The sequence below is a fragment of the Heyndrickxia vini genome, assembly GCF_016772275.1.
Lineage (GTDB): Bacteria > Bacillota > Bacilli > Bacillales > Bacillaceae_C > Heyndrickxia > Heyndrickxia vini.
Map to the genome: position 1 here is coordinate 1,964,367 of NZ_CP065425.1, position 14,250 is coordinate 1,978,616.

A 14,250-nucleotide genomic window follows, 5' to 3' on the forward strand; every position below is an offset into this window, starting at 1 on the left:
ATATATTGTTCATTTTATTATACTCTTTGCATTTGGGCAATTATTAGCCTAAAATACTAAAGGATGTTTATTTACTTAAATTATTACTTATTTACATTTAGGAAGGAAATAAATATGTTATTTAATCAAATTTCATTACCAATCGAAATACAAAATAAATTAAAAGATAGAAAAAGTATTTTTACAGAAGAGAACGAACAGTCAATTAGTGAAAATGGTTATATTCCTTCTGATGACTCGATTTTGCAAGATGCTTTGATCGCCATCCTACTTGGTAAAAATATTTTATTAAAAGGACCAACAGGTTCTGGTAAAACAAAATTAGCTGAGACACTTTCAGCCTTATTAAATCAACCAATGCAAAGTATAAATTGTTCAATTGATTTAGATGCAGAGGGTTTACTCGGATATAAAACGATCGCACAAGAAAATAACCAAAGTACGATTGAATTTATCTCTGGTCCCGTCATTCAAGCAATGAAAAAAGGTCATCTTTTATATATTGATGAAATTAATATGGCAAGACCAGAAACATTGCCAATTTTAAACGGAGTGCTGGACTATCGACGTCAAATCACAAATCCTTTTACTAGTCAAGTTGTAAAGGCTGAAAGCAACTTTGGCGTGATCGCTGCAATTAACGAGGGTTATGTCGGAACTGTTCCATTAAATGAAGCACTTAAAAATCGTTTTATCGTTATTAATGTTCCTTATATTCAAGGGGAAACTTTAAGAAATGTACTGTTATCTCAAAGTCAATTAAAAAACGAAGAACTTATTAATAAATTTATAACCTTCTCCAGTGATTTAATTTCACAGGCCAAATTAGGAAAAATCTCGGAGGAGGCAGCATCAATAAGGGCATTAATTGATACATGTGATTTGGCATTATATTTACCTCCATTAAGAGCCATTCAAAGAGGGATAATTGATAAGCTTGAAGACGACAGAGAGAGAGCAGCAGTTCGAAATATTGCCGAAACATTGTTTGAATAGGGGGCGTTTGGAATGCAACGCTTTATCCAATTTAATGATGAAAAAGTTGATTCAATGATTGTGATGGAAATGGCTGATTTAGTTACGACTTTAACGAAGAATCCGGAGTATGAAGTAGAATTTGGCGTTCACTCTTATCTCGATCGATCTACTAAAAAAATTTATGTAAGCCATTTTTGGAATCATCGGCCACAACATCTATTAATTGATGGTATAAAAAGTGATGTGTTTTTGAGAGCAATCGGAAATTTGAAATACACCGATAGCCAGCAAGTACAAAGATATATAAATAGTTTAGCGAATATAAATTTAAAAAGTTTTGCTAAACAATTATTTATTGTTACCGAAGATTTACGAATAGAGGAATTGATTAAAAAAGAACGCCCGGGAACTAAAAAAGTTTTTTTTCATCGAAAAAAGGTCTATCAAAAATACTTCCAATCACAGTTAAATGTTAATCTCGTGAAAAGCTTGTTTACTGATGCTTTATTTAATAATATTTATTTACTCTTACACTCGGAGTCTCCAATTGAAACAATTCCACAATATAGTGAATCAATTGATTTAATTATTCCATATATAAGAAACACGATTTCTAAGTTTTTTGAAGCGAAGTCGACGCAGGATACGGTATCGATATGTTTGGAAATAGTTGAAGTACTCGATGAAGTGTTGGAACTAGATATGCTAAACGAATATTTTCATTTACCCGAAAAGGGATTTTCCTTGGAAGAAGAAAATGGTTTGAATTTCGATGATTTAAAGCGTAAAGACCCACTTCAAAATTGTGATGTCATGGATAAAAAAGCTAGTGGCGATGAGGAAATCCTGAATGAAGAATTACGAACGTGGCATCGTGAAACGAGTGAATTAAGCAATAGTTACTTACAGTTTGATTTAGATCAAGGGACAGGAACAGATCTTTTAGGAGAAGGTGTTAGAGAAGGGGAAACGGGTGATCAAGCATTAGCAATCGTCCAGGGAAGTGTTCAAAAAACTAGTCGAAATGATTATTCTAAATTAGAAGCGAAAGAACAAAAAAGAAATAAGGCTGGACGAAATGATAACGAATATGGAAAGGAAAATCGCTTTGCACATCCGATTTTTCTAAGCTTAAACAACCCAACCAAAGAAGAAATAAAACAATATCATTTGTATAAAAAAGAGATAAGTACTTATCAAAAAAAATTAAAAAAACTCATTGAAAAAACATTAGAACATAAAAGGACTTCTCCAAGAAATGATTTGCACTTTGGAAGATTGAGTAAAAAACTTCTACCGTATTTCACTGATACAAATCCAAGGTTATTTTATAAGAAGCAGGAGCCCACGAGTGAAATCGATGCTTCCTTCACATTATTAGTTGACTGCTCTGCCTCGATGTATGACAAAATGGAACAAACGAAGCTTGGTATTACGTTATTCCATGAGGCATTAAAATCGGTTAAAGTTTCCCATGAAGTAGTCGGATTTTGGGAAGATACTAGTGATGCAACGAAGGAATATCAACCGAATTACTTTAAACCCGTTATAGATTTTCAAACTTCTTTACTCGGAGTTACTGGACCGGAAATTATGCAGTTAAAACCGGAGGAAGACAATCGAGACGGTTTTGCTATACGATTAATGACAAATCGACTTATTACACGCATCGAGAAACAAAAGTTTTTACTCGTATTTTCAGACGGTGAACCTGCTGCCTTCGGTTATGAGCAAAATGGAATAGTTGATACACATGAGGCAGTATTACAAGCAAGAAAGAAAGGTATTGAAGTATTTAATATCTTTTTGTCAAACACCGAGATTGAGGAAAGCCAGAAAAAAGTACTTCAAGATATTTATGGTAATTTCAGTATATTAGTTTCGAATGTTGAGGAATTGCCGGATGTTTTATTTCCCATTCTAAAGAAATTACTTTACAAAAGCATCTAAAAAGAAATCGGCATTGAACCGATTTCTTTTTAATTATCACCAAAGGTATTCATTGATTGAACCTTTAAATAAATTCGTATCTATATTGCATTTTTTAGCATCTATCCCATACTGCCATCCATAAAGCAACGATTCTTTCGGTCCAGACGGATTGAACTTCGGAGCCTTTTTCCCGGAAGAAATCCCCTTATTAGGTGCGGCTGTCCACAAAATAAGCTGATCATTAATTTGTTTATTTTCTTGAGTTGCTTTATTGAATTGAGAGTAAAGCTTCCTGTCTTTATCAAATATTCCATAAATACCGGGATGGTAATCTGATTTTTCAATCGTATCAAACCAACCTTTTATAAATGTTGAATCGACAGGATATTTTGGCTCAATATCTGCAAAGATAACTGTCCCTTTAGGAGCATTGATATCCTTCGCCATTTTTATTGCAGTTTCTGCTTCTTTTATTCCTCTTTTCTTTGTAGTGGCATTTGAAAATTGATTGTAGATTAAAAGAACTTTCACTTTTTTATCATGCAAAAACTTAACCTCTTTTTTTGTTAAACCTGTTGATACATCTCCATTGTTCCCTAAATATCTTCCCCAAAAATAGGGTTCTCCATAGTTTTCTTTCACACATTTGTACATTTCATTCGTCGTTTTACTGGCCGAATCTACTCCCCAAATCGTTTTTTTATCCTCTTTTTGATTACTTTCATTATTTTTTTGTGATGCTGTATTTGATTGATTAGAAGGTTTCTTCATTTGTTGATAGACAAGGGGAATAATAAGTAATAGGACGATGGATGCGAGTACAATAATGAGAAATTTCCAATTGGAGATATTTATATTATTATTCACTTTTTCCTCCTCCTTCACTTGGATATCTTATTCAAGCGATTAGAGGAAAGTGAGGGGGATATGGTATAACTTTTCAGTATTATGGAGCGATGAAAGGATGTATTTTTCATTTATATTACATTTCTATTTTATAGTAAAAAGGTTTGATAAATTCTGATAGAATGAAACTTGGAGAAATTTGTAGATGGATGTGTCGAATAATGAAGAAGTACATTATTGTTTTGTTCGTATTATGTTTGTCTTTTCATATTTGTATGAAGGTCGAGGCAGCTAGTCCAAAAAAACTATCGCTTGCAAGCAAGTCGGCAATACTACTTGATAGTACAACTGGTCGGGTATTATACGAAAAAAATGGATATGAACGGATGTACCCCGCTAGCTTAACTAAGATTGCCACTGCAATTTATGCTCTTGAAAATGGGAATTTAAATGATATTGTTACAATTAGTAAAAATGCAGAACATACCGATGGAACGAAAGTTTATTTAGTAGAAGGGGAACAAGTAACGTTAAAGCATTTAATTCAAGGTTTATTAATTAATTCAGGGAATGATGCTGGAGTTGCCATTGCGGAGCATATGAGTGGGAGTGTATCCAAGTTTACAAAAAATCTTAATGCGTTCCTAGTTGATAAAGTAGGTGTTTCAGCCACACATTTTGTAAATCCACATGGTCTATTCTCGAAGAATCATTATACAACATCGTATGATTTAGCTAAGATTACGAATTATGCTATGAAAAATAAAACCTTTCGGCAAATTTTTGGTACGAAAGAACTCAATTGGAACGGGAAAGAATGGAAAACACTTCTCATCTCACATCATCTAATGTTAAAGGGAGAAATGGAATATAAGGAAGTAACCGGCGGGAAAACAGGATATGTGAATGAATCAGGACAGACATTAGCGACTACAGCGAAAAACAAGAATATCAAATTAACCGTCATTACGATGAATGCAAAAACAAAATACGAGGCCTATAATGATACGAAAAAATTACTGGATTATGGGTTTAAATATTTTGAAACATCTAGTTTACCAAAAGGTACCATGTTCAAAAAGGGAGAAGAAATGTATAAACTCCCCGATAAGATCACATTCACGAAACCAATCTTTGGTGGTGTATCTGAACAAGTATCTAATTCAGGAATACTTAAAGTTACCGACAGAAAAGGGTTTTCATTAGAATCTTTTCAACTAGCCCCAATCAAAGTGAAAGCTGAAGAAAAAGAAATACTAACAGATATGTCGAAGGAAACTGATAAAAAGAATTGGTATTACTATCCGATAGCATTCCTCATTTTGATAGGAAGTGCGGGAACCCTTATAAAGTTTTTTCGTTCTTAGGTACAGATTTTAAATTTCTTACAATAAAAACGGTACTAGCTTTAAATTAGTCTAGTACCTAGCTCATTGAATTGTACAATAGATTGCGGGACAATCTTCACAACAAATTGCATCTTTTAAAAATGTCAAATCGTGAATCGTAATTTTTCCTTTTGAATAAGAGATTACACCTTCTTTTTTTAACTCGCTTAGAGCACGATTAACACTTTCACGAGAAGTACCGCAAAAGTTTCCTAGATCTTGGTTAGTGATTGGTAGGTCAATGAGAATGCCATCTTCCTTGTTTACACCATAACTATTTGTCATGCGAATGAGTGTAGAGTAGAGTGCCCCTTTTTTTCCATGAAGAATAAGATCACGAAATTTCGTTTGTGTTTTTCGATATTGGTCACTCATCCACTTCATGAAATCAAACGCTAATGCGCTATTTTTGAATAATTCATTTTCCAAAATATCATTTCTAATGAGAGCTACTTCTCCATCTTCCAAAATTTTTGCAGTTAATAAATGTTTTGGAGAATACGAAAATAAAATTGCCTCACCAACAATGTCATTTTTATCACATATTCTAAACATTAATTCTTGACCATCAGATGTAATCTTACTTATCTGTACTTTCCCTGACAAAATAATATATATTCCCTCACCCGTCATTCCTTCTTGAAATAAATAATCTCCTCTTGTTATTTTTATTTTTTTCTCCGTAAATTTAAGTAATTCTTCTATTTTAATTGTATGCTTTGTTTCCGGAAGTGGTTGAGAATGGTTCATCGTTCATCACCCTTTGTTGAAGTCTTCTTTAATTATAAGGGAATTTCTTATCTATAAACTACTCTAAAATAAGTAAATTGTATACATGAAAATTTACATTAATTTTAACAAAGCAGTATTCAACATACTGCTTTTATTGTTTGAAAGAGATATAATGAAGAAAAAAGAGTTTTAAAAGTTTAGGGGGAAAATATTTTGTTTAAAATGGCACAAAAGACAAAAGAAAAGGAAGCAAATCTGGAATTGCTTAAAGAACGAATTAAACAATTGGAAGAAGAAAAGAAAAATCGTGAATATGAGCATAGTGAATGGTTGAAAGAATTACATAGGGAATTATCTGATGCAATTGAACAACACGAACATGTTAATAATCAGCATAATCTTTTAGGTGCTTTGGTGAAAAAAATTGAGGCAAAGTTTGCTCTTGTTTCACAAATAAGTGATGAAACATCTACACAATCACTTCACCTATCTGAAAGAAGTGATTCGTTAAATCAATTATCGAATAAAATGGTTTCTCAGGCACAGGACGGTAGTAAATTTGTTACGAACGCTGAGGAAGTCATCAGACATTTAGGAGAACAAATTAATGAAACCCAAGAAAAAATGTTCCAATTAAGTGAAAGATCAAGTGAAATAAATTCAATTGTTCAAGTGATTAAAACAATTGCAGAGCAAACAAATTTATTAGCGTTAAACGCATCTATCGAGGCTGCTAGAGCTGGCGAACATGGAAAAGGTTTTGCTGTTGTAGCGTCTGAGGTCAGAAAATTAGCAGAAAGTACTGCAGAAAGTACAGAGCATATTAGTTCGCTAACACAAGCCGTTCAAATTGAAATAGCATCATCGCTTGAAGCAACACAAAAAAGTGCAAACCTAGTAACGGATGGTGTGAATGTAAGCGCTCAAGCGGCAACAAAAATTTCCGAAGTACTGCATTCGATAGAAAATAGCCAAAATAATATTGAAGAAATACAGCAAACAATTAAAGAGCAGGCGGAAAACGCATTAAAGGTTCGTAAAGAAGTTGAAGACGCAAATAGATTATTTGGAGAAGCACATGACACCATTATTCAACATATTGAAGATGCAAAAATTGTCGATAGTAAATTAGAACAGGGTATTCAACATTTACTTGGTCAGCAAAAATAGATTTGTGATTTAACTTATTTACATTATTACGACAAATTTGGACAGGGGGTTCGAAATAGTGGAAAGACGCAAACCAATTTGGGTAAAAGATGCCATTGAGAAAGTAATGGAATGGAAACGTTTAGGAAGCATTGAATGGGTGTCAATCAATGAATGTGATAACCGATTTCTTGGTGAACCATTAATTTCAGATCATGATGTACCACATTTCGATCGCTCACCTTATGATGGCTTTGCAATCCGATCGGAGGACACATTGCATGCAACCAGTGAAAATCCGGTCTGTTTCGAAGTAATTGATGAAATTGGAGCAGGCCAAGTGAGTCCGCTAAAAGTAGGTCCATTTCAGGCAATCCGAATAATGACGGGTGCAGCTCTCCCCCAAGGTGCTGACAGTGTCATTATGTTGGAACTTGTTAGAGAAAATCTAAAAGATAATAAAAAAACGATCATGATTAAAAGAAAAGTAAAAACTGGAGAAAATGTTTCATGTAAGGGCGAGGACGTAAAAAAAGGAGATCACTTAATCCAAAAGGGTTCAATTATTACCCCGGGAGTAAAAGCATTGTTGGCAACCTTTGGGTATAGTCGTGTTCCGGTTATAAAAAAACCTGTAATCGGAGTAATTGCAACAGGCAGCGAACTTTTGAATGTTGATGAACCGTTAGAGCATGGGAAAATCAGAAATAGTAATGGATATATGATTGAATCACAAATCATTCGAGCAGGCGCCGAAGTTAAAAAGTATGAAAATCGAGCTGACGAAATAGAGTCTCTTTATACCGCAATTGAAACAGCTTTATCAGAATGTGATTTTATCATTACAACAGGTGGAGTGTCAGTAGGTGATTACGATTATCTTCCTGAAATTTATAAACGTTTAGGTGCAAATATTCTTTTTAATAAAATTGCTATGCGACCTGGAAGTGTGACAACAGTAGCGAATATAGGTGATAAACTATTATTTGGATTATCTGGAAACCCTTCCGCCTGTTATGTTGGATTCGAATTATATGTCAGACCAATTATACGTTATTGGCTTCACTCGGACACACCATATTTAACAAAAGCAAAGGCAACATTACAAACAGATTTTCCTAAGCCAAATCCTTTTAATCGTTTTGTCCGTAGTCAAATAAAGTTCGTTAATGATCGATTAATTGTAGATCCGGTAGGTCTAGATAAATCAAATGTCGTTTCATCGATTGCATGGGCCAATTGTTTAATGGTTCTTCCAGGAGGTACACGGGGCTATAAAGCAGGGGACCTTGTTGATGTATTATTATTCGAGGATCAAACAGGAAGTGATGAACCATGGACAGAAGCCCGCAAATCTTCCAAATTGTAGGATTTCAAAATAGTGGAAAAACGACAGTAATTCAAGAATTCATTCGATATTGCACTCATCATAATTTAACGGTAGGTACAATAAAACACCATGGTCATGGGGGAACACCAAGTACAACAAATGATCTAAAAGATACAGATAAGCATCGAATAGCTGGTTCTATGCTTACCGCCGTTGAGGGTAATGGTGCGCTATTATTACAAAATAGGGATCTAAAATGGACTATCCAAGATATATTAAAAATATATGAATTATTACCGTTAGACCTTATATTGCTTGAAGGATACAAATATGAGCCATACCCTAAGGCAGTTATTATACGAAATAAAGAGGATACTAAACTTTTAAGCAAATTAAATAATATTCAAGCGGTGCTTACTTGGATACCACTTGAAAATTTTCAGTTATATCCCGTTTTTCCTATTAAAGAATATAAAATATTTCATGAGTGGTTATTTGAATTCTTATCAAACAAACGGTTAGATAAAAAGTAAGGGGTAACGATCGAAAAAAATAATGATTATCATCAAATGCAGGGAAATATGATATGATTATTAGGGCAATTGTTACAATATTGGAGATGAAATAATTGGTTTTTATAACTCTTCTTATGCTCTGTATTATCATCAAATTTTTTCTTTTCCATAGAAAACCTGCACCCACTGCAGCAGGAGCGATTGTTATGGCAATTGGCATTTTCGAATATGATGCCTTTAATAACTTTTTCCTCTTTAACACTGCAGGAAAAAAATATATTGCTTTTTTATTAGCTATCATTTGGTTATTCATTATTAGTTCATATGCGAAATCATTATTTAATCACTCATTACGAAAAATGCATTTCCAAAATGAAATAAAAAGTTTTGCCATAGGAACTTGGGTTGCTGGAACATCTGTTTGTTCAACTATTATTTATAATCAATTTTCCGAGCTGCAAGTTGTTTCAAAAATTATAATGATAGCCAATGGTTTATTTTGGGCGTATTTTATCTATATTTGTATACGTAATTTCAAAAAACTAATGAAAAAAGATTTTTTTATAAACGCGCATGGAATTATTTTATTATCAACAGTTAGTACTCAATCATTAGTTGTTGGATTTACAAATATCTTTCGTGATAATTATTATATTCATATGATAAATGAATGCTTATTTTTCTTAGGAGTAGGTTTCTACATCCTTAGCTTAATGATTATAATAAATCGATATTTTACATCCTATAAAACATTAGATATAAAAGTAGATTGGTATAACACCAACTGTGTTATCCACGGTGCAATGTCGATAACAGGATTAGCAGGGGTAATATCCCATACGATTCCCGCAAATGTAACAATACTTATGTGGTATTGGGTATTGGCATGGTTCATTCTAATAGAGTTCATAGAAATTTATCGAGCATGTGTGCGTCTGAATCAAATGGGACTTATAAATGGATTGCTTAAATATGATGTATCTCAGTGGACAAGAAATTTTACATTTGGAATGTTATTTGCATTTACATTAAAGTTACCAACGAACGAAATGCCACAATTTTTTATTATTATCCGTCAGTTTATCTTACATTATGGAGTGGTGGTAGTTCTTGTATTATTACTTTGTGAAATGATTCTTTTTCTGAAGGAAAATATGACATTAAAATATTTAACATTAGTTTCATCTAGTGATACGACACAAAAGGAAAAATATATTTCCAAATAAAGAAACTGGCTGATAACACCAGTTTCTTTATTGTTCCTTTAAATAACTATGGAAGTTTACTTTCTACTTGATGACATATTTCATCAGCAGAAAGACCCGTTGCATCTATAACTGAACCTTCTATAATAACATCTTGGATTCCCATTACATTATTATCTCCGCCAGTTACAACACAACAGTCGCAGCCTTTTGCATCTTGTTCATTTTTAAGTTCAACAACTTCGTATCCTTTTTGTTTAAGTGCTTCAGACACATTTGAAAGTGATTGCTCAACACCAATTTTAGTCATAATTGACACCTCCTCATTATAAAATGCCTAATTTAACGCAGAATTATTCCTAAAAATGTGTATCTGAAGTTATCTTCCGTGTTTTTTTCTTGCTGCATCAGCTTCATATTGTCCAGTCTCCACAGTTGTCGTTCCTTGTCCTTTTACATTAGGATTACTTAATCCCGTTTTAGAAGGATCTTTTTTTCTTTTGCCCATACAATCACCTCCAATACTATTTTCTAACACTTTCAAAATAGTATGTATGTATCAATTTTGAAAAAATTTATTTCGAGTTACAAAAAAAGTTGTATAATCTATTTATAAAAAATGCAAATTGGAAAGAGAGATGTTTAATGGCAGTTGCAGCGAAGCACAATAAGCAAAATATCGGATTAAATACGATTTACGGAATATTATTTGCTATTAGTACTGGGCATTTTTTTAATGATTCCATACAAGCTGTAGTTCCAGCAATGTTTCCAATATTGGAGAAAACGCTAAGTTTAAGTTATTCACAAATAGGGTGGATAGCCTTTGTTGTAAATATGACTTCTTCTGTTATGCAGCCTGTATTTGGGTATTATGCGGATAAAAGACCAACCCCTTTCTTACTTCCGTTAGGAATGTTAATGAGTATGATTGGACTTATTGGCTTTGGTCTGTCCCCAAATTTCTATGTCATTTTATGTTCGGTATTTTTTATTGGAATTGGTTCTGCTGTATTTCACCCGGAAGGTTCCAGAGTAGCTTTTATGGCAGCGGGAGGTAAACGGGGATTAGCCCAATCCATCTATCAAGTTGGTGGTAATTTTGGTCAATCATTGGCTCCGGTATTTACTGCTCTAATATTTTATCCTTTCGGTCAACAAGGTATATTATCATTTACCTTTGTTGCAGCAATGGGAATTGTTCTGCTGACTTACGTATCAAAATGGTATAGGAATCAAATAATCAGTGGATTGAAAACAAAGAAGAAGACTGTGTCAATTTCTCAAAAAACGATCCATCCAAAAATTAAAACAGCTATGGCATTATTAGTTTTTATTGTTTTTGCACGCTCTTGGTATTCGGCAGGAATTTCGAATTTTTATCAATTTTACTTAATTGAGGATTATGGAATTAGTATAACAAAAGCTCAAATATATATATTTGTTTTTATGCTAGCTGGAGTTTTAGGGACATTTTTAGGAGGTCCATTAGCAGACCGCTTTGGAAAACGAAATATAATTTTGTTTTCGCTTGTCGGTGCTGCTCCGTTAACACTTATCCTTCCATATGTACCATTATTCTTGGTCATCCCTATGTTTTTCTTAATAGGATTTATCGTAACTTCAAGCTTTAGTGTGACAGTTGTGTATGCTCAAGAACTTATGCCACAAAAAATTGGAATGGTTTCCGGATTAATTGTCGGTCTTGCTTTCGGTATGGGGGCAATCGGAGCAGTAATTTATGGGAATCTAGCAGATTTATTTAGTATAAAATTTGTGATGATTTTTTGTAGTTTTCTTCCTTTGTTCGGATTATTAACATTCTTATTACCAAGTGATAAGAAAGTACGTGAGCTTAACGAAAACTAGTAAATAAAGGTGCCAATCCATTTTTCGAGATAAAACTATGGTATATTAGACTGTACATAGTAAGTAAAGGAGTTTAGAAAAATGGCAAAAAGTGTAGTGATCGCTGAGAAACCCTCAGTTGCTCGTGATATAGCAAATGTATTGAAATGTACAAAGAAAGGAAATGGATTTATTGAAGGTGACAAGTATATCGTTACTTGGGCTTTGGGACATTTAGTGACTTTAGCAGACCCTGAGGCATATGATCAAAAGTATAAATCATGGAATCTTGAAGATCTTCCGATGCTTCCTGAACGCATGAAATTAGTAGTTATTAAGCAAACTGGAAAGCAATTTAATGCTGTAAAAGCACAATTAAATCGTAGTGATGTAAATGAAGTTATCGTGGCTACTGATGCTGGGCGAGAAGGAGAATTAGTAGCACGTTGGATAATTGATAAAACGAAAGTGCATAAGCCAATCAAACGTCTGTGGATTTCCTCTGTAACGGATAAAGCGATAAAAGACGGATTCAACAATTTAAAGCCCGGCAAGGCGTATGAAAACTTATATGCCTCGGCAGTGGCGCGTTCGGAAGCGGATTGGTACATTGGTTTAAATGCCACACGTGCCCTAACAACAAAGTTTAATGCACAGTTAAACTGCGGCCGTGTACAAACACCAACAGTTGCTATGGTTGCGGCACGTGAAGATGAAATAAAGAATTTTAAACCGCAAAATTATTATGGAATTGAAGCTCGAACAGATGATGTTAAATTAACATGGCAAGATGTGAATGGTAATAGTCGAAGCTTTAGTAAAGAAAAAATCGATAAAATCATTCAATCACTTGGAAGAAAAGACGCGACTGTTATTGCCATCGACCGAAAACATAAGAAAACATTCTCACCAGCTTTATATGATTTAACAGAATTACAACGTGACGCTAATAAAATCTTCGGTTATTCAGCTAAAGAAACATTGAATATTATGCAAAAGCTGTATGAGCAACATAAAGTTTTAACCTATCCTCGTACGGATTCACGCTATTTATCAACGGACATCGTTAGTACGCTTCCAGAACGATTAAAAGCATGTAGTGTAGGAGAATATCGTCCGCTTGCAAGTAAGATTTTAAAGAAGCCTATTAAAGCTACAAAGGCATTCGTTGATGATAGTAAGGTAAGTGATCACCATGCCATCATTCCTACTGAAGGATATGTGAAATTCTCCGCATTTACGGATAAAGAACGTAAAATATATGACCTTGTTGTGAAACGCTTCTTAGCCGTCTTGTTCCCAGCTTTTGAATATGAACAGTTAACCGTGCAAGCCAAAATTGGCGAAGAAAAATTCATTGCTAAAGGGAAAACAGTTACTAATGCTGGCTGGAAGGAAGTATATGATAACCGTTTTGATGATGAGGAATCTGCAGATGATGTGATAGAGCAATTATTGCCGCGTCTTGAAAAAGGTGATGTAATAAAAACAAAATTAATCAACCAAACTGCGGGTCAAACAAAGCCACCAGCACGTTTTACTGAAGCTACCTTACTTTCCGCCATGGAAAACCCAGCGAGATTCATGGATACGAAAGACAAGAAACTTACGGACACGTTAAAATCAACAGGCGGCCTCGGTACAGTTGCAACACGTGCAGATATTATTGAAAAGTTATTTAATTCCTTCCTAATCGAAAAACGTGGTGGAAAAGAAATTTTTATCACTTCTAAAGGACGACAACTATTAGATTTAGTACCGGGAGAATTAAAATCGCCGGCGACAACTGCTGAGTGGGAACAAAAACTCGAACTGATAGCCAAAGGGAAACTTAAAAAAGCAGTTTTTATTAACGAAATGAAGGAACACACAAAAGAAATAGTAGCTGAAATTAAAGCAAGTAATAAAAAGTATAAACACGATAATATTTCAACAAAGTCGTGTCCTGAATGTGGTAAGCCAATGTTAGAGGTAAACGGTAAAAAAGGAAAAATGCTTGTATGCCAAGATCGTGAATGCGGATTTAAAAAGAACATCGCACGGTTAACCAATGCACGATGCCCGCAATGCAAAAAGAAAATGGAACTTCGAGGTGAAGGCAAAGGCCAAGTGTTCGCATGTAAATGTGGGTATCGTGAAAAACTTTCTGCTTTCGAAGAACGACGTAAAAAAGAATCTTCAGGGAAAGTGGATAAACGTACCGTTCAGAAATACATGAAACAGCAAAAAGAAGAAGAGCCAATAAATAATGCACTTGCAGAGGCATTGAAGGGATTTAAATTCAAGTAAGATGTGTTAATCAAAAAACATCTTGCAGGAATAACATA

General features: G+C 34.0%; 13 protein-coding genes. 9 read left to right on the top strand and 4 right to left on the bottom strand.

Features of this window, described 5'->3' with window-relative positions:
- Window positions 1-114 precede the first annotated feature (114 nt).
- Entirely contained in the window at window positions 115-996 is an 882-nt protein-coding gene (locus I5776_RS09855; RefSeq protein WP_202780435.1) for an ATP-binding protein, read from the top strand.
- Window positions 997-1,008: 12 nt separating this feature from the next.
- Window positions 1,009-2,928 carry a vWA domain-containing protein gene (locus I5776_RS09860; protein WP_202780436.1) on the top strand — a complete coding sequence of 640 codons (1,920 nt, stop codon included), beginning with the start codon at window positions 1,009-1,011 and terminating at the stop codon, window positions 2,926-2,928.
- A gap of 36 nt (window positions 2,929-2,964) precedes the next feature.
- Here I5776_RS09860 and I5776_RS09865 read toward each other — a convergent pair whose 3' ends face one another.
- Window positions 2,965-3,777 carry a glycoside hydrolase domain-containing protein gene (locus I5776_RS09865; protein WP_202780437.1) on the bottom strand — a complete coding sequence of 271 codons (813 nt, stop codon included), beginning with the start codon at window positions 3,775-3,777 and terminating at the stop codon, window positions 2,965-2,967.
- Window positions 3,778-3,977: 200 nt separating this feature from the next.
- Here I5776_RS09865 and I5776_RS09870 point away from each other — a divergent pair, with 200 nt between their 5' ends.
- A complete protein-coding gene (locus I5776_RS09870) occupies window positions 3,978-5,123 on the top strand; it encodes a D-alanyl-D-alanine carboxypeptidase family protein (protein WP_246483968.1) in 1,146 nt (381 codons plus the stop codon).
- Window positions 5,124-5,186: 63 nt separating this feature from the next.
- On the opposite strand, the gene I5776_RS09875 is transcribed toward I5776_RS09870, so the two are convergent.
- On the bottom strand, window positions 5,187-5,894 hold the full coding sequence (locus I5776_RS09875) for a Crp/Fnr family transcriptional regulator (protein WP_202780438.1): 708 nt from the start codon (window positions 5,892-5,894) through the stop codon (window positions 5,187-5,189).
- A 204-nt stretch (window positions 5,895-6,098) separates the two neighbouring features.
- Between I5776_RS09875 and I5776_RS09880 the strand changes: the two genes are divergently transcribed.
- The 4 genes from I5776_RS09880 to I5776_RS09895 all read left to right on the top strand — a co-directional run bounded on the left by I5776_RS09880 (window position 6,099) and on the right by I5776_RS09895 (window position 10,096).
- Window positions 6,099-7,046, top strand: a complete 948-nt coding sequence (locus tag I5776_RS09880; protein ID WP_246484000.1) for a methyl-accepting chemotaxis protein — start codon at window positions 6,099-6,101, stop codon at window positions 7,044-7,046.
- Window positions 7,047-7,101: 55 nt separating this feature from the next.
- Window positions 7,102-8,394 carry a molybdopterin molybdotransferase MoeA gene (locus I5776_RS09885; protein WP_202780757.1) on the top strand — a complete coding sequence of 431 codons (1,293 nt, stop codon included), beginning with the start codon at window positions 7,102-7,104 and terminating at the stop codon, window positions 8,392-8,394.
- A complete protein-coding gene (gene mobB / locus I5776_RS09890; RefSeq protein ID WP_202780440.1) occupies window positions 8,361-8,888 on the top strand; it encodes a molybdopterin-guanine dinucleotide biosynthesis protein B in 528 nt (175 codons plus the stop codon). The genes I5776_RS09885 and mobB overlap by 34 nt, the downstream gene beginning before the upstream one ends.
- Window positions 8,889-9,076: 188 nt before the next feature.
- Complete coding sequence (locus I5776_RS09895; protein WP_202780441.1) at window positions 9,077-10,096, top strand: TDT family transporter; 1,020 nt, start codon at window positions 9,077-9,079, stop codon at window positions 10,094-10,096.
- A 46-nt stretch (window positions 10,097-10,142) separates the two neighbouring features.
- Here the strand turns inward: I5776_RS09895 and I5776_RS09900 are convergent, their stop codons facing one another.
- Both I5776_RS09900 and I5776_RS09905 read right to left on the bottom strand, forming a co-directional pair.
- On the bottom strand, window positions 10,143-10,385 hold the full coding sequence (locus I5776_RS09900; RefSeq protein ID WP_202780442.1) for a YkuS family protein: 243 nt from the start codon (window positions 10,383-10,385) through the stop codon (window positions 10,143-10,145).
- A gap of 69 nt (window positions 10,386-10,454) precedes the next feature.
- Window positions 10,455-10,583 (bottom strand): YuzL family protein, encoded by a 129-nt coding sequence (locus tag I5776_RS09905; protein ID WP_202780443.1) that lies wholly within the window; start codon window positions 10,581-10,583, stop codon window positions 10,455-10,457.
- Between the two features lie 137 nt (window positions 10,584-10,720).
- On the opposite strand from I5776_RS09905, the gene I5776_RS09910 reads away from it, so the two are divergent.
- Complete coding sequence (locus I5776_RS09910) at window positions 10,721-11,944, top strand: MFS transporter (protein ID WP_202780444.1); 1,224 nt, start codon at window positions 10,721-10,723, stop codon at window positions 11,942-11,944.
- Window positions 11,945-12,025: 81 nt separating this feature from the next.
- A complete protein-coding gene (locus I5776_RS09915; protein ID WP_202780445.1) occupies window positions 12,026-14,212 on the top strand; it encodes a DNA topoisomerase III in 2,187 nt (728 codons plus the stop codon).
- Window positions 14,213-14,250 lie beyond the last annotated feature (38 nt).